The sequence below is a fragment of the Achromobacter sp. JD417 genome, assembly GCF_041879325.1.
GTDB classification, from domain to species: Bacteria; Pseudomonadota; Gammaproteobacteria; order Burkholderiales; family Burkholderiaceae_B; genus Achromobacter; species Achromobacter mucicolens.
In genome coordinates this window covers 5,149,074-5,169,222 of sequence record NZ_CP087159.1, presented here as the reverse complement: position 1 = coordinate 5,169,222, position 20,149 = coordinate 5,149,074, and the positions used below count along the sequence as shown (strand labels likewise).

The following is a 20,149-nucleotide window of genomic DNA, read 5'->3' as shown; positions in this document are numbered from 1 at the left end:
TCAGGCGGTAGCGCTGGCGGCGGGCTGGGTAACCAGTGCCGCCGAGCGCAATACGGGGTCTTGCAGGGTTAGGGTCAGCACCGGCTGGGCGTACTGCATGCAGGCTTGCCCGGCCACGGCCAGCGTCAGCAGGGAGGCGGCCACGCCGGTATGTCCACAGGCAACGCCAACCGACTGGCAATCCTTGGCGGCGTCCAGGTGACTGAAAAGTTGTGACGCGATGTTGATCGGTTCGAGCGGGCGGCTGCCCCGGTGGTCGGCATCGCTGATGACGTGGATGACGCTGTCGGGTGCGACGTCCGCGCGTTGCAGCAGGTCTTGCACGGTTTCCGCCAGCGGGGCTTCGGCCTGCGCGCCGCGCGCGTCGGCCGGCTTCTGGCGGCGCAGCACGGGCGACAGGGCCACGCGCAGTGGGGCGTCGGTGCCGGCCGGGCCCAGCAGCAGGCCGGCGGCCGCTTCGCCCGGCACACGGCCTTGCGGATTGGCGGGGGTCAGCAGTGTCGACATGCCATCCCACATCGCCACTTGCTCGGGATCGATATAACCGTCGCCAGCCAGCACGATGCGCCAGGGCTCGGGCGTCTGCGCGTCGTGCGTAGCCGCCGCCAGGTCGCGCAGCAGGCCGTCGGCTGCCATGGTGTCGCGCGCCTGGTGTTGCGCGACGCCGATGCGGCTATCAGGCCAGACGCCGGCCGCGGCCTGAATCTCCTGGCACGCGCGTTCACGCGCCGCGTCCGGCCAATCGGCCGGCAGGACGAGCTCCACGCGCAGCAGGGGCCAGTCCTCATCGCGGGCGGGCACGTCCAGCGCGGTGACGTGGCGATGCGCCTCGTTGGTGAGCGTGCGGGCGACGTCGGCCAGCAGGGACGTCACGCGCAGGGTTGCCGTGCCCGTCGCCTCGGGCGGCGCGCCGCGCTCGCGGGCGGCGGCGTACAGCGCAAGGTCGTTCACGCCGGGCACGCGCGCGGCGAAGATGGGATAGCCCTGCGGCGTTTTCAGTTCGGCATCCAGCTCGGGACGCTTTTGCGCCGCCAGCGCCTCGGCGATGGCGGCGGTGTCGTCGCCGGCGGCGGCACGCGCCGCCACGGCGGCCACGCGCAACTGGACAAGTTGCGCGGGCGCGTGCGCCGGCGTTTGCGCCGCCGGCGTGGCGGCGTCCGCGGCAGGCTTGGGCGCGCGTGCGGCACGCACCGCGCGCGCCCCGAGCCACAGGGCCGCCAGCATCGCCAGGGGCAGCGCGAAGAGATACAGCCCGATGTCCACGCCGGTCGGCAGCGTGCGGGATTCCTGCCACCAGATGATGACGGCCAGCCACACCACGGCGAACAGCATCAGGACCAACAGGCCTTTCTTGACTACGCGGGCCATCACTTGGCGCCCTCGCGAGCGCGTTGCATGACCCCGGGACGGCGCAGCTCGACGTGGCCGAAGTCCATCATCTTCCAGCGGCCGCCCCACGTCAGGCCGACCAGTTCGGCGGTTTCGCCAAAGAGTTCATAGCCGCGCATGGCCCAGGGGTCTTTTTCGGAGATGACGATCTTGCCGTCGCGGAAGAATGCGCTGTCGGCGGCCAGGCCATATTGGTGATAGCTCTGGAACGCGCCCGCGTTCGTCACGTGCGTGCCCATGCCCGCCAGTTCTTCCTGCCGCTCGGGGCTGCGATAGCCCTCGATCAGCGCCATTTCGTACCCATGCTGTTCACGCATGATGCGATACGCCAAGAGCAGGCGCTGGCGGAAATCCGCGTCCAGCAGATCCCAGTTCCGGCTTGCGCCGCCCAGCTTCGGCCGCACCAATTCCACTTCGCGGGTGGTGAATGCGTCGGGGGGCAGCGGGGCGGGCGGCGCCAGCCTTTCGCCCTCCAGCAAAGCCTGTATCCGGGGGTCCGGACCGGCCGTTTGGGTGCTGTAAACGAATGTGTGATTGTGTCGCATGAAGAAAGCAAAAAGTGACGGAAGCATTACAACTGTCAGCCCGATTGCAACTTGCCAGCGGTACCTTCCGACCCAATCCCTCGACGCGTTCATGCCGCTGCGCAGCACGCCCGCCGTCCCGCCAACTGCCCCGCCCGCGTGGGTCACGCCACGCGTCGCACCCCGCGCCACGCCTTGTACGCAGGCGCGCAGACCCCGGGCTGCGCCGTGGCGCAACGCGGGAAAAAAAAGGAGAGCGGAGACGCCCACCGCCAGTAAAAAATACAGGGGCAGTAGCAGCAACAAAATAGGTCCCTCATGTGAAGGCGTAATCTTTTGTTCTATTCGCGCACGAGGCAAGTGCTCGGGCGTTGCAAGTAGCGTCCGACCCTTAGGAATCGTAACAAGGAGCGATGATCGAAACGGATCGATCGGGTATTCTCGGCGGGCTTGGTTACAGGGGGGCTGCACACGCCTCCTGCTGACACGGGAATCCGCATGGCAGAAGACAAACAAGAATCTCGCCCTACGAAGACCGCGCCGAGTTTGCTCAGCGCCACGGCGTCCTCGTCACGCGAGATCGAATCGGCGCGCATTCTGGCGGCGCTAGAGGGGCGCGTACCGCAAGCCGAGGTCAAACATCTTGCGCCGCCGCGCCGCCGCGCGGGGCGGTGGCTGGCGCTGGCGCTGTTGCTGGCCTTGCTGGCTGGCGGCGTCACCTGGTTCATTCATGAAGAGGGCGTGGCGCCCATGACGGCGCAAGCGCCGGCGCCCGCCGTGGCGTCGGCCGAGCGCCCCGTCTCCGCGCCGTCGCAAGCGTCTGGCGCGGCCTCCGCGGCAGATACGTCGCTACCCTCTGTGTTGGACACGCCGCCGGCGGTCGCCGCCATCGTTGACGAAGCGCCGCCCGCGCGCGATGCGAACATCGGCCGGGGCGATCCGGACCCGCTGGGCGAACCGACCAATCCGCTGTCCGTGCTGGCCATGACGCCGCCGCCCGCGGCCGCGCCTGCGCCTGGACCCACGCGTCAGGCAGCCGAACAGCAACGCGCGCGCCAGTCTGGCGCGCCGCAAGCGGCCAAGCCCGCCAGCAACACGCCGCGCACTGCCGCCAAGCAGTCGGATACCGACGCCGCCTTGCTCTCGGCATTGATGAGCTACGGGCTGCCGCCCGCGTCTCCGCCGGGCACGCGCGTCTACAAGTCTGATGGCGTGTTCATCCGAGAGATGCCCGGCTCGCCGCTGGCCGACCGGCTGAAGGCCTGCCGCAAACTCAGTTTCATCGAAGGCGAGCAATGCCGCCTGCGCGTGTGCGCGGGGCAGTGGGGCACGGCCCCGGAATGCCCCACGCCGCAAGCCAACGTCGAACCCTGAATTCGCATCGCCCGGAGCGGGCGAGTGTCGTCAACGTCTTCCAAGAGGTTTTTGTTCCATGGCTGTCAACGCAAGCAGCGGCAGTTTCAGCGCCGAGACCCGCCTTTTCCGGCTGGACGGCGAAGGGGCGATGTCGTCCTTGCAGGTGGAAGGCTGGGCCGCGCGCGAGGGGCTGTCGACGATTGGTCAGATGCGCGTGGTGGCGCTGGCCGAAGATGCCGGGCTGGACCTGAACGACATGATCTCGCGCCCGGCCACCTTGTGGACCACGTGTGCGGACGGCACCGAAACCGGGCGCAGCGGCGTCGTGCGCGAGGCCGAGATGCTGGGCGGCAATCCGGGCATGGCGCGGTATCGCCTGACCTTGGCGCCGTGGTTGTGGCTGGCGACGCAGCGGCGCGAAAGCCGCATCTATGAAAGCCAGCCCGTATTGGACATCGTGCGGCACGTGCTGGATACCTACCCGGGCTACACGTACAAGGTGTCCGCCGAGGTCGAGACGCATCTGGCCGATCTGCCCGCGCGCCCCTATACCACGCAGTATCGCGAAACCGATTACGACTTTCTGTCGCGGCTGTTGGCCGAGTCCGGCCTGGGCTGGACCACCGTCGAAGACGACAGTGCGCCTGCGCGCCACGCGGTGCTGATCTTTGCCGACAGCCGCACGCTGGCCGAGGACGCGCAGTCCGCCGGCGTGGGCGTGCGCTTTCAGCGCGCGCACGCCACCGAATCGCAGGACGGCGTGCAGGTGTTTGCGCGGCGGCAACGCCGCGGCGTGGAACGCGTCACCGTGCTGGGATGGCACGGCAGCGGCAAGCATGCCATTTCGGGGCAGGCCCTGGCGGGCCCGGCCAGCGGGTCCGATGACGAGAGCGCCGGGCTGGAATGGTTCGAGCCGCTGGGCCACGGCGCCTTGCTGAATCAGGCGCATGCACAGTTCCAGGCCACGCTGATGATGCAGGCGGTGCAGGCAAGCGCCGAAACGTTCGTGGGGCGCGGCAATGTGCGCACCTTCCGGTCGGGAACCCGGTTCACGCTGCAAGACATGTCGCCGCTCGGTCCGTCCGGCGAGGCGGGTTTTGAACCGCTCTTCGCGCTGGATCTGCTGGAGCAGGTGGGCGTGAACAATCTGCCTGGCCAGGCCGATGCCGGCATGGCGGCAATGCGGGGCGCGCTGGATGATTTTCTGCGCTTTGACGACGAGACCGTCACGCATTCCGCCGACGGGGATGAGCCTGCGCGCAGCGACGCCTTCCTTGGCCAGGCGCAGCCCGATGCCGCCGTGCTGGCGCGCGCGCACGACGTGGGTTATGCAAACCGGTTCCGCGCCGTGCGCTGCGACCGGCCCTGGCGCGCCGCCTTCGCTGCGGGGCGAGGCGCACGGCTGGCGGGCGCGCCGTCGGTGGTGGGCGTGCACACGGCCATCGTCACCAACGCTGAAGGGTCCACCGAGGCCCGTGGCGAGGACGAGATCTACCGCAATGCCCGTGGTGATGTGCGCGTGCGCTTTCATTGGCAGGCCGAAGGCGCGGGCCTGGCAAAGAGCCGATGGGCCCGCGTGGCGCAGCGCCAGGCAGGCGCGGGGATGGGCATGAGCTTCGTGCCGCGCGTTGGCCAGGAAGTGCTGGTGCGGTTTCTGGATGAAGACATCGACCAGCCCCTGGTGGTGGGCGCGCTGTACAACGGACGCGGCGAGGGCGGCATCCCTTCCACGCCCGGCGGCAGGGCCGGCGAACCGATGAACACCGACGTCTACGCCGCCGCCCTGGACGGCAAGCCCAGTGCGCAGGCCAACCTTGCTAGCGGCAATGCGCCTGCCTGGCATGGCGCGGCCGGTGGCGACGAACAGCATCGCAACGCGGCCGCGCTGAGCGGCTTCAAGAGCAAGGAATTCGGCGGCGACGGCTACAACCAGATCGTGTTCGACGACAGCGATGGCCAACTGCGCATGCAGATCAAGACGACGCAGGCCGCCACGGAGTTGAACCTGGGCCACTTGATCCATCAAAGCGGCAACTATCGCGGCGACGTGCGCGGCGTGGGCGCAGAGCTGCGCACGGATGCGTTCGGCGCGGTGCGCGGCGCGGGCGGCGTGTTGCTCACGACCTATAACGCGGGCGGCAGCGAGCCGGCGGGCGAGGCCGCGGCGCCTTTGACGCTGGCCGGGCAGGCCGACATCATGGCGCAGTCGTTCGATGGCGTGGTCGGCGCCCACCAGGGCGTGCGGCTGGCGTCCGCGCGCGGCACGACGTCCGAAGGCGCCAGCCGCCTGGATGGCGAACGCGCGCCGCTGGCCGCCATGACGCACGCCGTGTCCGGCACCGTGGCCGGCGAGGCGCTGGGCGGCGCGGCGGGCGATGCCTCGGCCAAACATACGGACGTGGTGGACGGCAAAGTGCCCCACCTGACGGACCCGCTGGTGCTGATGGCGGGCCGCGCGGGCCTGACGCAAGCGGCCGGACGCAACCTGCAGGTGGCGGCGGGCGAACTGGTGCATTGGTCTTCCGGGCAGGACCACAACCTGGCCGTCATCGGGTCGTTGCGCGTGCATACCGGGCAGGCGCTGGGCATCGTGGCCGGAGTGCAGCAGGGCGGCGCGGAATCGGGCCTGGATCTGATTGCGGGCACGGGCGATGTCGAGGTGCTGTCGCAGCACGATGTGCTGACAGTGCAGGCGCAGCAGGACCTGCGCATGGTGAGCGCCAACGCGGGCATCGAGTACGCGTCGCCCACACGAATCCGCATCGCCAACGCGGCGGGCGCGAGCATCGTGATCGAAGGCGGCAACATCACCGTCACCGCCCCGGGCCGTATCGACGTCAAGACCGGCAACAAGCAATTTGCCGGCCCGACGCAGATGCCGTATCCGCTCCCCCAGTTCACCGTCTGCAAGACCTGCATCCTGGACGCCCTGGAGAGCGTGCAGTCCATCACCGACAAGGCATGACGGCGATGCAATATTCCTGGCAGGACGCGCTGCTGTCCACATTCGCCGAATTGCCCCATCACCGCGGCCCGTATGGCGAGGCCGCGCGCGCGTATGTGATCGTCGACTTCCGCGGCCATCCGGATCTGCTGGCGCGGCTGACCGCGACCGAGGACCTGAGCTTCGGCTCGGTGTGGGCGCAGACCGGGCTGGACATCTACGGCGACGTGGCGCCGCTGCTGATCGAAGTGGACGGCGCCTCGCAAGGCGTGCTGCGCGGGCCGCGTCACGGGGATTTCAGCACCGTGCTGGTGCGTGTGCTGGAAGCGCTGCACGAGCGCGCCGCAGGCCGCTACGCGATGATGAGCTTCGCGTCGGCGGTGCCGCTGGAGAAGCTGATCGCGCACTTCGGCGCGTTCTGCGACTACGCCTTGCCGGATGCCAGCGAGTTCTTCCTGCATTGGTACGACAGCCGCATCCTCGCGCGCGTGGTCCAGGTCTGGACACCCGAGCAGCGCGCGCGTTTCGCGGCGCCCTTGATCACGCTGCGTTATGCGCTGCGAGATGGCTCGCAGGGCGAGCTGGCTGGCACGGGCCGGCTACCCGCGGCGCGGCCGCAGGGCATTGAACGCTTCACGCCCGAACAGCACCAGATGCTGTTCGATCTGGACTACCCGGACAAGCTGGCGGTGCAGTTGCGCCGGCTTTATCCGAACCTGCTGCCCGGCAACCCCGATCAGGACACCCTGGTGCCGCGCGTGCAGGCGCAATTGGAACGCGCGCGCGCTCACGGCGTGGCGGGGGATAAGGACACGTTCGACTATGTCGCGTGGGGCGTGGCGATCTCGCCGCGCTTCGATGAGCATCCGGCGATCGCCGACGGGCTGCGTGCGTATCGGGCAAACGCAGAAGGCGGGCTGTCGAAAGCGCTGGAAGGCGTGCCGGACAGGGTGTGGGATGCGGTGCAGGCGCGGCATCGGGCGGGCCGGGATGGCGGCGATGCGTAAAGCATTGGTCGGCATGCTGCTTTGGCTTGGCCTGTTGAGCGGGTGTAACGCCGAACCGACTTATCGGGGGGTGAGCGTGATCACCTACAACTACACGCCCTGGGATCTGGAATCCGTTCAGATCGCTGATGCGTTTGGCGGGATGGCCGCAAGCGGGATGATTCCATCAGGTGGTGGCCAGGGAAGTGTCTCGTGTTGCTACTCGCTGAAAGGTACTGACTTCACGATCAAGTGGAAAGGTGGCGACGCAGATTTGATGCGCAAGCACATGTACGACGGAAGATTCGATGATGTGATCTTTACCAAAGAGACGCAGGCGCGGCTGCAAGATCAGGAGCTTCCTCCCGGCGATGGGCCCGTCATATTGGAATTGCACATCTATCCGGACGAGCACATGGAGTTGGCCCTCAGCCGTCAATTGTTGGGGCAAGTCAGAATTCCCATCGTTGAAACCGCGCGCTGGCTATACAAGCATCACAAAGAGGAACTGGAGAATTACAGAAGCATTCACGAGCTGAGATACGTGCTTGCGAAGGTGACCAAACAGGCTTGGATGCGTTATCGGATTGAAGACGAAGGGGACATGCGCGGTTATATGTATATGTACTTCGTCGTCGCTTCGGACTTCGACAAGGATTCGAAGCTTGCGGCGTTGTTGATGGATCCGAACAGAAAGCCGGGCGATCTGGGACGGGCGGTGTCCAAGCTAACCATGGACAGGCTCGCGCAGATCAAGGCGGCGGGAACATCGCCCGGAGACAAGGGTGTCTGATGACGATTTGGGAGCAAGGAATGCGTAAGGGCTTGATCGGGGTACTGCTGTGGCTGGGCCTGTTGGCGGGGTGCAATGGCGAACCCACGTACCAGGGTGTCAGCTTCATCGCGTACAACTACACGCCCTGGAATCTGGAGCCGGTTAGGCTGAGTGACGCATCGGGCAACGTGGTCAGTTCAAGTACGTTGGTGCCGGGCGGAGGCGAGGGACGGGTTTCCTGCTGCTACACATTCAAGGGGACTGACTTTACGGTGAAGTGGAGCGGGGGGGACCCCGAGTTGCTTCGCAAACATCTGTTCGACAACAAGTTCGACGATCTGTTGTTCAGGAAGGAAACAAAGGTGCATTTTCCCGCCACCAAGGCGCCCGACGGAGATGGCACGCTTTATCTGGAATTGCATATCTATCCTGACGAGCATATGGAGCTGGCGCTGAGTCGCAATCTGACCGGTCAAGTCAGAATTCCAATCGTGGAAACCACTCGATGGCTGTACGGGAAGTACGGCTCCGAGTTGACCGGCTACGAAAACGCGACCCAGTTGAAGCATGTTCTCGCAAAAGTCACCCGGCAGGCCTGGACGCGGTATCGCATTGAAGAGGCCGAGGACATGCGCGGCTACATGTATCTCTACTTTGTCGTGGCCTCGGATTTTGACAAGCAGGCCGAGATCGCGAAACTCTTGAAAGATCCGAATCGCAAGCCGGGTGATTTTGGCCGTGCCGTGTTTGCCCTGCCGAGCGAAAAGATTGCACAGATCAAGGCGTCCGGCACGCCTCCTGGAGAGAAGAATGTCCAGTGATCAAATTCCTGAAGTCGACAGAACGCCCGCTTCAGTCTTGAAGGCCATGGCGGCCAATGAGGCCGCCTATCCCAAGGATTCCTGCACCGAGTGCGGTATCACTTTGCGGATGGGCTTCTTTTTCGATGGCTTCGGGCGGAACAAGGATATCGATAAGGAGAATCCGACGTTCCTGTCGAATGTGAGCAGGCTGTGGATGGCCCACTTCAGCGAAGACGACGAAAACAGGCCGAACAAGCAGCACTGGTTTCCGTTCTACTACTCGGGCCTTGGCGTCGAGCTGAACGAGAGCGCAAAGGCTGACGTCGTTGTCCGCGCGCTGACGATTGCTGGAGGAAAAGTGGCCGACAAGGCGATCTCCAGCGCGCAGGACGCGGCAAAGAACATCACGCGTCTTGATGAAATTCCGGATGTGGATGCCACAGGGCGCGCAAAGAAGGCTGTCCAGCAATCCATCAAGGATGGGTCCTTCCACCCCATGGTGAAGGCATACAAGGACGTCGTGAAAGACGTCCAGTCGCTTCCCGAGAAGACGGTAAGAATCTGGAATGCGCTGGATCCCGAGCGAATCCGCAATCGCGCACAAGCCACCTTGCGCGGCTTCTGGTCGGATTTCAAGAAGAATCCGCTGAAGGTTGCCTGGACTGCGGGAAAGAACGCTGCCAAAGCTACATTGCTGGAGGGCGTGCCGGTCGTGCGGGACAATGCCGCCGTCGCCGAATTGATGGGAACCGGTGTTGACACGCGCCTGGACGCGGCCAGGCGTCAGTTCGAGGAAGCCTATCAGAAGGCAAACGCGGGTACGGAAAAGGTCGTGCGTATCGAGATCTGCGTTTTTGGCGCGGATCGTGGCGGGGTCATCGCCAAGCAATTCGTCAACGATATCGTCAAGAAGTACAAGCGCCGCCACGACACCGACCTGGCCATCATCGGAAAAGACGGTGCCCCGGACGCGAAGATTGTCATTCGATTCCTGGGACTGTTTGACAGTGTCGCTTCCATCATGGAAGAAAACTGGTTCCTTGAGTTAATTCCCTTCACGGACCTGATTAAACAGACGCACAAGGACCGCACGCTGACCATACCCGCAGCCGTGGAGAAGGCCGTGCATTTCGCCGCGGCGCATGAATTGCGCCGCAATCAGCGGCTGGACTCCCTGGAAAAGACGCGTGGCCTGCAGTATCTCTATCCGGGCTCGAGCGGTGACGTGACCGGCGTGGCCCCAATGGGATCGCTGGGCACTCGCGCTTCGCTATCCCGGGTTCCATTGCGCGAGATGATGAACCTGGCGCTCGCGCACGGCGCTGCGATGTATAGCATGGAGAGCATTGCGTCCCGGGATCAGGTGCTGTACCGGATGCTGAGCCTGGCCGGCTCGATCGAAGACGAAGGACAGACCTATCACGTCCAGGAACTGGTCGATGCCTACCGCGAGATCGTCAAATACGAACCCGGCTGCGATTTCGCGCCGCACATGGAAGTTTTCCTGCGGTGGCTGGCGGTGCGTTATCAGGACCCCGTGTTTCGCGCCGGGATGTCGGATCCCGCAGAGGCGTGGATCAAGGACCGGGACTTCTTCACCCCGGAGCAGGAACTCGCAGAAGAGCGCAGGCGATTGAGCATGCTTTCGCGGGAGGAGCTTGCCAAGCCCGAGACCACGGCGCGCGCGCGCGAACTGGAGGCCCTGGCCAATGAGCGCCGCGAGCGTGCCAATGCCAGCCGTGGCGAAGCGCCGCCGCAGCGCTTCCTGCCGCTGTGGGAGCGCCTGGAAGAAGAGTACAAGGGCCTGGAAGAAGCCGAGCGCCAGGATGCGGCGACGGAGCAGCGGCGTCAGGACATGGAACGCAACCAACCCGAGCAGCTGCGGACCATGGAAAGATGGGAGCAGGAGGCGGTCGCCATGGAAAACATGCGCCTTGGCAGAAAGCCGGGCGACCCCGATTACGTTCAGAAGCTGCCGGACCCCTTCGCCGACATGAAAGCCGATCGCGCCATGCAGCGGCGTCTGCTGACCGCCTGGCGCGATGCGCGCGACGGCAAGACGCAATTGCCGCCCAAGGTGATGACGCTGTTCGACTGGCTGGTGCACGACGCGATGCTGAGCAGCTGGCCAGACCATCTGCTGGCCAGCACCCGCATGTATTTCCGCGTGCGCGACAAGGATGTGTTCGCCAAGACCGACGCGAAGGCCGAGATGGAACAGCGCGCCAAGGATATGCGCAACGCTGAGAAGGTGGAGGCGATGGCTGCGCGCAACGAGCAGAACATCCGGCAGATGACGCCCGCGCGGCCCTGATCGGCGGCTTGTTGTTGATGGAAAGACGGCCCTGCATAGCAGGGCCGTCTTCATTTGACCGGTCCGTTCGTTTGGCAGCCGGAACTTCTGCTGGCCGGCGCTTTCCCTGGCCGGGTTTTACTTCTGGCCTTCTTCGACCTCGATGGTCACCGTGTTCGACTTCACGTCCTCGGCCTCGATGTAGACCTCATACGTGGCCGGCGTGGCCGGCAGGTGCAGCACGCCTGCCATGTCGGTGGTGAAGCGCGTTTCCACGGTCATGCCCGGCGGCAGGGCGATCTTCGGGGGGCGGGGGCCGCCTTCCCGAGGGTCCACCGAGACATTGGGCAGCTTGGGACGCACGTAGTTGAACGCGACGCCGCGGTAGACCTTGCCGGTGCGCGTATCCTTCGCCACGAAGCGCGGCAGTTGCGGATTGTCGATGACGGGCAGGATGCCGCGTGCGCAGACCGGAATCGTCAGGGTGCTGCCGTCGCGGATCCTTACGCGCGAGGGCGCGGCGATGCGCATCTGCGCGTCGTAGCCTTGCAGCGGCGGCATGCAGGCGTGTTCCTGCTGCGAGTGCGTGGGCACCGAGGCAAAGGAGGCGGGCTCGATCCAGTCGGTAGTCATGATGGGCATGTCGATGTCGTTTCAGAGGGCGAAGGTGATCCGGGGCGCGTCGTCAGAATGAAGTCCAGCCTTCCGAGCAGTCCACCTTGCGCACGGCCTTGCTGCAACTCGGGCAGAAGTGGATGTTGGCGCAGGTGATGCCGTACATCACGCACTGCCCGATCTCATCGCTGTACTGGCCGTTCCGGTTGGGCAGGCCAAAGTAGCAGTGTCCTCCCATGTTGTAGTAGAAGTACTGCGGCGGATCCAGCTTGGAATCGTCGGCCGAGGAGTCTTCGTTGCGCAGGCCGGGCCAATCGGGGCCGCTGGGCACCATGCCGAGCAGGTGGCCCATTTCGTGGGCCAGCGTTTCCGTCAGGTACGCCTGCGAGTTAGGGACGTAGGGATCCAGCGTGGACACGAACAGCAGGTTGGTGCCGGTGATGGCCAGGCCAGCATAGCTCGCGGCGACCGTGTTGAACTGGATGTTCAGCACGCCGTTCAGGGGCGTGGACGAAATCTGGGTCAGGTCGACCTTCACGGAGAAGACGGCGCCGGAGCTTTCGCGCAGCGGCGTCATCAAATGGCGCGGAATGGGAATCGAACGTTCCGCGCCCGACGCGTCGGTGTAGAGGTACCGGGCGTGGACGAGCCAGTCGTCGCTGTCGTCGAACTCGTACCAGAGGCTGGCAAGGGTGCGGTCGTCGTTGACGATGGGCACTGTCATCACGCGTCCGCCCGGGCCGGCCGGCACGGGCAGGCGCATGTCGCCGCTGGTGCCGGGCGCGGCCAGCCGGTCGACGTGGCACACCACTAGCGTGTAAGGCTCGCGCTGCTTGCCGGGCGAGGTGGCGTACACGCGGCGCACGGCGTCCATGATGGCCTGCTGCGCGTCGACGTTGTCCGCCGCATCCACCGCCGAGCGGCCGCGGAATTGCAGGCGCGGCAGCTGGATCATGTCGATGCCGTGCAGCGCGAATTCCGCGGTGACCGGCGTCACGTCGGCCAGATGGTTCGCCGGGCGGGCGCTCATGCACATCACTTCCTGGATATACAGGCGGCGCGCGGTCTCGACGCGCTCCGTCTTGATGAGCTGGCCGCGTTCGTCGCGCACCTCGAACAGGTAGACGTTGCGGCCGGCGGCGGGCAGGTCGATGTCATCGACGATGCGGGTGCCGTCGGCGTCCGTGACGTAGCTGCGCGGGTTGGCGTGCGGCTCCTGGTAGCTGGCGCGGCGGCCGCGCTCGCGGCTGGAGTAGGCGATGTTGCCGGCGTCGGCCTTGACGGTGATGGTGAAGCGGTGCGCGCCCGGACGGTTGAACTCCACGTGGATCCGCGGGCGGCGGGTCTGCCGCTCGGTGGTGGTCAACGCGTTGCCGTCGTTCCAGCGTTCGTCCGCGCGTTCCAGGTTGACGTATTGCAGGCGCGCGCCATCCTGGCGGCCGCGATACGTGGAGACGCTGGGCACCACACGTCCGGAGCCGGACGGGCCGGGCAGGCCGCCAGGCAGATTGGTGCCCTGCGTGCGGGCGACCGGGCCCAGTCCGATCGTGTCCAGCACGTCCCGCGCGATCTGCGGCAGCGGCGAATCCGCCACGCCCGGGATCTTCATCAACACCTCGGCCACCTTGGGCAGCGTTTCGGTGGCGAGCGTGGGCGATTGCAGGATGGCGCCAATGACGCCCGGCACCGACGAGGACGACAAGCCCGGCATGCTGAGAATGGCGCCGGCCACGGCGGGAATGTTGGCCTGCTTCACGTCGGGCAGCGAGAACAGCGTGTCCACGGCTGAACTCAGCGCGGCGGCGCGGTCACCCGCCGCGTTCAGCGCTTGCGTCATGACGGGCACGATGGCCGCGCCGACGTTGGCGCTGACGCCGCCGCTGGCGAGCGTGCTGGCGCTAGATAGCACGGTAGAGGCGGTGCTGGCCTGCTGCGCGATGGCCGCCAAGGTGCCTCCGCCAGCCACGGCGGCAATGCCGGACGCCCCGGCGCCGCCACCTCCGCCCGCGGCAGCGCCGGCTGCACCGGCTGCACCGCCTGCGGCTGACAGGTCCGTCGCGCGGGTTGCCGGTGTGCTGTCGGCCATGCCCGCCGCGCGGGCGGTTTCGGCGCCGAGCACGGTGTCCGGCGGGGCGGCAGGGGCTGTGGTTCCGGCCGGCGCAAAGGGCGGCGTGGCGCTTGCGGCGCCAGCCGTTGCGAGGGGAGGCGTTGGGCTGGTGGCACCGGCGCCGGTGCTGGCGCTGGCCAGGGGCGGCGTTGCGCCGGTGGTGTTGCCGGCGGCAAGGGGAGGCGTTGGGCTGGCGCCGCCGCCAGCGATGGGGGCGGTGGTCTCGGCGGGTTGCGTCGAAGAGACGTCCGCCGGGGAGGGCGCGCCGGTAGTTTGCGTGGTGACGGTTGCCGGTGCGCTGCCATTGGCCGCTGCGGAACCGACCGGCGCGGCCGCACCATTCGCGCCCAAGGGAGCGGAGGCCGCCGAGGCGTTCGGTGAACTTGCGGTCGCGTCGGCGCCGGGGATTGCCCCTGCGCCTGCATCTGCTGCGCCTACGCCCGCACCTGCTGTACCAGCACCAGCTCCAGCACCTGTGCCAGAACCTGCACCGGCACCCGTACCTGCTGCACCAGCAACAGCACCTGCGCCAACACCTGCATCTGCTGAGCCTGTCTCTATTCCGGCGCGTGCCGCCGTGCCTTCGCTGACGTCGGCAGTTGCCAAACGGGGAGAAGCGCCCGCGGAACCTGCAACCGCGCCTGTTCCTGCGAGCGGACCCGCGCTGGCGATGCCGCCCGTGGCTGCGGGAAGGGTCGAGGTCGCGGCGCCGCTTGTCGCGGCCGCGTCAACCGCCGCTCCCGCGCCCGCCGCGCCGACGGCGACGGACGGGCTGGGAGAGGCTTCGATGTTCGGAAGCCCGAAAGTATCGTCCCCGGTCGTACCGGGCAACCCGGTTCCCCGCGGCAGGCTCTCGCCGGGCGCAGGCACGAAGCCGGGCGTTTGCGGCGCCGCGCCAGGCAAGGGCGGCGTGGTGAAAACACCGGCCGATTCGGGCAGCGACGGCGTGCCGGCCAGGGCAGCGCCCGGGGCCGTGGCGCCGGAGGAGACCGGCAACCCGCTTATCGCCGCGTCAGACGCGACCGGCACGCTCGGCGCCGCAACGGAGGGCGCGCCAGTCGGCAACGCCAATGCATCGGGCAGACTGCCCGGCGCGGCGGTCGAGCCGGACGCCGCTTGCGTGACGCTGCTGGCCGCGGCAGAGGTGGCGCTCAACAGACTACCTGCGCCCGCCGCAATGGACGCGAGCAGCGCGGCATTCGTAGCCGGGCTGCGCTCCTTGGTCGCGTCGTCCTGCTGCGCGGCGGCAGCCGCGTCATGAGCGGAGGCGTTCATCGGCCCGCGCGCAGCGGGCGCGCCGGCGGCCACGGGGGCATCGGCACGCTGGCTTGCGTGTACGCCGGACGCTGTGTCGCCGCCGCCTTCGCGGTGGGCGGACGTGCCGCGCGCAAGCCAGTCGCGCGCGTCCCGAGCGGTCTGTTCCGCTTGGGTGGTCTGCTCGTCCCGTTCCGCCGTGTGATCGTGATGCGGGGCTGGGCCGGTCGAGGGATGCGCGTCAGGCGACGCGCCCAGATGCTGGGTTGTCGATCCTTGCGTGAACGCGGGCGCCAGTCCCGCGGCGGCGGCGCCGATACGTGTCGGGTCGACCTGCGCGCGATGCGTGGCGTCTTCGCCTTCCGGGGCGTGCGTACGACGGGACGTCGTCGCGGCCACGGTTCCGGCGGCGGCGGCGAGCAGGCCGATGGCGGCTCCCGATCCCTCAGCCTGACGGGCGTGGCCCTGCGCGGCCATGGACGCGGACGGCGCCGCGTCGTGGGTCGAGCCCGGCGCCGTCCTGGCGTCCGCCTCGATGCGGCCGGTCGCTTCCGTGCCCGCGATGGGGGAGAGATGCGAGCGGGCGGCAGCGTCGGATTGCGTAGCGGACGTGGACGTGTCTGATGAGGACGAGCCGAAAGCGGGCCCGCCTGCCTTGGACGCTTGCGAGTCAAACGCCGATCCCGATCCCGATCCCGACACCGACTCCGACCCCGACCCCGATCCCGATTGGGTCGCGATGGGCATCGCTGCGGACGCCGAACTGCTGCGGCCCGCCAACGAGGCAGCCAGCGCGCCCGTGGCCGGGATGCCGACTCCCGTTGCGCCTGCAGCAAAAGCGGCGGCGCCGCCAGCAGCCGACGCGATGGACGGGACGGCCGTGCCGGAGCTTGAGGTGGCGATGGCAGACGCAACGCCAGCGTCCGCAGCGCCGGATGCCAGAAGGTCGTCCGCGCTTGCGGAGGTCACGGCGGAGGCAACACCGGCGTCTGTGTTTGCAAGGGACGCGGCGGGGGTTATACCGGCGTCCGCGCTTGCGAGGGAAGTGGCGGAGGCAATGCCGGCGTCCGCGTTTGCAAGGGACGTGCCGGAGGCAATACCTGCGTCCGCGCTTGTGAAGGACGTGCCGGATGCAATGCCCGGGTTCGCATCTGCCAGGAACATGCCGGAGGCGACGCCGGTGTCCGCACTGGCGAGCGACGCATTGGACGCGATGCTTGTGCCTGCCAGGGTTGCGCCCGATGCGACACCCGCACCAGCGACTGAAGCGATGCCCGCGCCCGCGCCAGAGCTAGTTCCCACGCCGGCGCTGGTGCTTGCTTGGGAAGGAATTGCAGACGCGGCGCTGGTGCTTGCTTGGGAAGGAATTGCAGACGCGGCGCTGCTGCCGGCCGCTGCCGTGGCAAGCGTGGGCGTTTGTGTTGCGGCGTCGGATGTGGACGGCGCTCGCAGGGTGCCGCTGGTCGGATGCGCACCGTTGTCAGCCATGGCGCCTGCGGGCGATGCCGCGGTCGCTGTGGCGGCGGGGGCCGCGGATGGCGTTGTTGCCGTGGTCGCGGAAGCCGTGGCCTGCGTCGATGCGCCTGCCGTTCCCGATGCACCTGCCGTTCCCGATGCACCTGCAGTAGCCGACGCACCTGCCGTTGCCGATGTCCCTGCCGTAGCCGGTGCACCTGCGCCTGCCGGGTCGGCGGCTGGCGACGCACTCGCCGCAGTCATCGGGCTTGATGCCGACGCTGGCGCCGATCCTGCAGCCGCCGATTGCGCAGCACCGGTCCCCGTCGGCGCGAAGGACGGCGTCGCGGCCGCGCCCGTCAGTCCGCCGTCGGCGCCAAGCCCCGCGCCCGAACCTACCTCTGCACCCTTGCCCAGTCCCGCGATCGACGCGGCGCTCGTGATCATCTTGGACGCGCCTTCGGGCGCGGCCGAGGCCAGCATGTCGGTTGCGGCGGGCAGGGCGGCGGTGGGGTCCTTGACCCATTCAGCCGCCTTGGAGACCGTGCCAACGGCTGCTGTCGCGCCGTCGATCATGCCGCCCGCGCCGGGCGCGACGGACGCCAGCATGCCGGAGGCGGCGGGCAGCGCGGACATCGGGTTGGCGATCATGGCTTGCGCCTGCGACACCATGCCCATCGTGTTCTTGGCCGTGTTCAGCAAGCCTCCCACGGCGGAGGGCGTCGAACCCATGCCGCCGAGCAAGCCCGGCGCCTGCGACAACGCGCCCATGGGATTTTTCGCCAGCCCGGCCAATGTGTTTGCCTGGCCGGCAAATTGCGAGAGCTTGGCCGCCGCGCCGGCGGCCGTCTTGCCCAGGTCGCCCAAGCCGCTGGGCGCAAGGTCGCCCAATCCGCCCAGGCCCCCGCCCGCACCCGCCGCGCCGCCAAAACCGGCCATCAGGCTGGTGCTGGCCTTTTTGGCGGCCGAGGCCAGGGCGCCGTCCTTGTGGATAAGCTCTGCGCTGACGATCAGCGGGTCGTCGACCGTGGTGCTGGGCAGCGCCGGCAGCGCGGCGGCATCGCTGCCGGGGCCGACGAAGTTGTGCGTGGCGCCCTTGACCGAAAACAGCCCCGGTCCCTTGAAGACGATATCGGCGCCGTCGAGGATGACGCTGCCGCCCGCTGCCTGCAAGGTGACGCGCTGCTGGCCCAGGATCTCGATGCCTTCGGCCGATGACGTGACGGTGATGTCCTGCCCCGCCAGGGCTTCCAGAATGTCGGTGTGGGCGTGCAGCGACACGGGCGCGTGCGCCGACACCGCGCGTATCGCCCCTTGCTGCGCGAACACGCTGGCCGACCGCGCCGACACCGCCGCATAGGTTTGCGTGGCGGCCACATGCGCATCGGACTGCGCCGTGGCGTGCAGGTGTTCTCCCGCGTGCAACACGGCGCTGGCCGGCGTGGCCAGGTTCAGCGAGTTCGGCGAATCGATCAACAGATGCGGGCCGTTGATGCGCTCGACGGCGGCCTCGCCGGTGCGTTTCCCGTCGGCGGCCTTGCCTGCGGCCTGCCCGTTCACCTGGGCGGCGTAGCGGCCTTCCAGCTTGGGGTCCAGCGCCTTGAGCAGGTCGTCGTAGCCTTCGGACGCCGCCAGCGGGCGCGCCTTGTGCTGGCCCGCGCTGTCGTTCAACCGGCGCGAAGCGTCCTGCGCGCCGCGCAGCAGCAGCAAGGCCTCCTCTGCATCGGCTTGCGTCGACTTGCCTTGTTCCCGCGCGGTGGCCGACAACAGCATGCCCTGACCGGAACGCACGACCGTCCACGCATCCGAGCGCAGTTCAAAGCCGGTGCCGCGCCATTGGCCGCGGCTGGCGTCGTCCAGATCCTGTTCCACCAGATAGCCCAGGCCCAGTTGCGTGACCGCGGTGGAGCTGGCCAGGCGCGTGCGCAGCTTGCCCTTGGTGTCGTCGAACAGCCATTGGTTGCGGCCCGCGCCATCCAGGCCCTGGCTGTGCCACCCGCTCAACACGCCGGCGTGATTGGCGTCGCCGTCTTCGCCGGCGGACCAGGGCGGCAGATCCGCATCGTTGTAGAGCTGCCCCGCGACAACGGGCTGGTTGATATCGCCGTCGATGAATTCAACGATGACCTCGGTGCCGGCGCGCGGCAGGTGATGCGCGCCCCAGTTCGGGCCCGCCTGCGCACTGGCCACGCGCAGCCACGTGCCCGAGCGGTCATCGCCGGGCGCATTGCCGCTGGCATCGCCATGCGTGCGATGCGGCAGGCCGCCCGGCAGCGGCTTTTCGCCGCGCTGCCACGGAAACTGCACCTTGACGCGCAGGTCGCGGTCGGCGGTGATGGGCGCATCGGCCGCGCTGACAACCACGGCAGCCAGGCTTTCCGGCGCCGTGGGGCGCGCGCGCCACGCGGGCATCAACGCGGCCGCGTCGGGCTGCGCGGCGAAGACATTGCGATATGTGCCGCGCTCCATGTCCGGGGTGTTCAACACCTGCGCGGCCTGGCTGCCCAGGTTGTTCGTGGCTTCGTGCGTCACGTCCAGCACCACGTAACGGTTGCCGCCCAGTTCGTCGGCGGCCTGTCCGCCGCCGCCTTCGGCGTAGCGTGCGTGCTGGCTCAGCGCGAACACGTGCCCTGCCGCCAGCGAGCGGGCGGTGCCCGCGCCCTCAAAGCGCACCACTTCGGATTCATGGGCGCGCAGCGCCCGCGCGGCGCTCTGCTCGGCCGCGTCGTCATCGCCATAGCGGCCATGACCGTCGTAGTCGTAGTCTTCAAGGACGGGCAGCGATTCCACCTGCACCTGCGACTGGCTCTGCGCGGCGTGCGCGTTCAGCGTGCGCTCGTTCCAGGCGGCGCGCGCCACGCGGTTGGGCCGCACGGCCTGCCGGGCGGCAAACCGGGTGATGCTGTCGCTTGTTTCGGTCGCGTCGCTACGGTGAAAGCGCAAGGGCGAGGCCGGGTCCTGCGGGCGCGCGGCGTCGGCGTCGAAGATCACCACGCGGTGGCGCGCGCCGCCGCTGGTGGACTGGCCGTCGTCCTGTTGATGTTCGAAGCGATAGCTCAGCCCCGCCTCGGCCAGGATGCGTTCGACGAACGCCAGGTCCGACTCTCGATACTGCGTGCAGACGGCAAGCGGCTCCAGCGCCTGGCTCAATTCAAAGGCGAACGCGGCCTGGGGATAATCCGAAAACACCTCGCTGACGATGTCCTGCACCGACAGGTCCTGGTAGATGAAGCTGTCGCGCCGCAACGCCAGCGCGGCCATCCACGGCGCGGCATGCAGGCGGAAACGTGCCAGTCCGCCGTCGGCGCCCAGCGCGTCCACCCCTTCCACCACCGCGTGCCACCGCCGCATCGCGCCATCGGCCTGCAGCAGGCTGACGCTGATCTCCTTGCCCAGCAACGCGCTCACGTCCACTTCGGCGCTGGCCGCCAGGCAGTCCAGCGTCAGCGAGAACAGGCGCGACACGCCTTCGCGCAGGTTCAGGTGTTCGACCACGAGTTCGGCGTTCAGCGGGGTGTCCAGGCGCAGCAGGCGCGCCTGCTGCGACAGCGTGGCGATGTTCAATGACGAGTAGGCCGGGGCGTTCGAAGGCAAGGCGTTCATAGGACGTGGCGAATGTCGGTCGGCAGAGCCGGGGCGCGGGGCACG

The 20,149-nt window shown here is 67.8% G+C and carries 10 protein-coding genes; 6 read left to right on the top strand and 4 right to left on the bottom strand.

Going from position 1 to position 20,149, the window contains the following annotated elements:
* Both LN047_RS23825 and LN047_RS23820 read right to left on the bottom strand, forming a co-directional pair.
* The gene (locus LN047_RS23825; RefSeq protein WP_373980385.1) at positions 1 to 1,368 is read right to left on the bottom strand and encodes a hypothetical protein; all 1,368 of its coding nucleotides are present in this window, start codon (positions 1,366 to 1,368) and stop codon (positions 1 to 3) included.
* On the bottom strand, positions 1,368 to 2,219 hold the full coding sequence (locus LN047_RS23820; RefSeq protein WP_373980384.1) for a M15 family metallopeptidase: 852 nt from the start codon (positions 2,217 to 2,219) through the stop codon (positions 1,368 to 1,370). The genes LN047_RS23825 and LN047_RS23820 overlap by 1 nt, the downstream gene beginning before the upstream one ends.
* Positions 2,220 to 2,411: 192 nt before the next feature.
* On the opposite strand from LN047_RS23820, the gene LN047_RS23815 reads away from it, so the two are divergent.
* Genes LN047_RS23815 through LN047_RS23790 form a run of 6 tightly spaced genes read left to right on the top strand, consistent with a single transcriptional unit; the run spans position 2,412 to position 11,091 of the window.
* Complete coding sequence (locus LN047_RS23815) at positions 2,412 to 3,287, top strand: hypothetical protein (RefSeq protein ID WP_373980383.1); 876 nt, start codon at positions 2,412 to 2,414, stop codon at positions 3,285 to 3,287.
* 58 nt (positions 3,288 to 3,345) lie between these two features.
* Positions 3,346 to 6,234, top strand: a complete 2,889-nt coding sequence (locus LN047_RS23810; protein ID WP_373980382.1) for a type VI secretion system Vgr family protein — start codon at positions 3,346 to 3,348, stop codon at positions 6,232 to 6,234.
* Entirely contained in the window at positions 6,231 to 7,220 is a 990-nt protein-coding gene (locus LN047_RS23805) for a DUF4123 domain-containing protein (protein ID WP_373980381.1), read from the top strand. The genes LN047_RS23810 and LN047_RS23805 overlap by 4 nt, the downstream gene beginning before the upstream one ends.
* Entirely contained in the window at positions 7,213 to 7,992 is a 780-nt protein-coding gene (locus LN047_RS23800) for a hypothetical protein (protein WP_373980380.1), read from the top strand. Before LN047_RS23805 ends, LN047_RS23800 begins: the two co-directional genes overlap by 8 nt.
* Positions 7,993 to 8,012: 20 nt before the next feature.
* Positions 8,013 to 8,795, top strand: coding sequence for a hypothetical protein (locus tag LN047_RS23795; RefSeq protein ID WP_373980379.1), 783 nt, complete (start codon positions 8,013 to 8,015; stop codon positions 8,793 to 8,795).
* The gene (locus LN047_RS23790) at positions 8,785 to 11,091 is read left to right on the top strand and encodes a hypothetical protein (RefSeq protein ID WP_373980378.1); all 2,307 of its coding nucleotides are present in this window, start codon (positions 8,785 to 8,787) and stop codon (positions 11,089 to 11,091) included. The genes LN047_RS23795 and LN047_RS23790 overlap by 11 nt, the downstream gene beginning before the upstream one ends.
* A gap of 117 nt (positions 11,092 to 11,208) precedes the next feature.
* On the opposite strand, the gene LN047_RS23785 is transcribed toward LN047_RS23790, so the two are convergent.
* Positions 11,209 to 11,712: a hypothetical protein gene (locus tag LN047_RS23785; protein ID WP_056325710.1), complete on the bottom strand. Its 504-nt coding sequence runs from the start codon at positions 11,710 to 11,712 to the stop codon at positions 11,209 to 11,211.
* A 43-nt stretch (positions 11,713 to 11,755) separates the two neighbouring features.
* A complete protein-coding gene (gene tssI, locus LN047_RS23780; protein WP_373980377.1) occupies positions 11,756 to 20,104 on the bottom strand; it encodes a type VI secretion system tip protein TssI/VgrG in 8,349 nt (2,782 codons plus the stop codon).
* Positions 20,105 to 20,149: the final 45 nt, after the last annotated feature.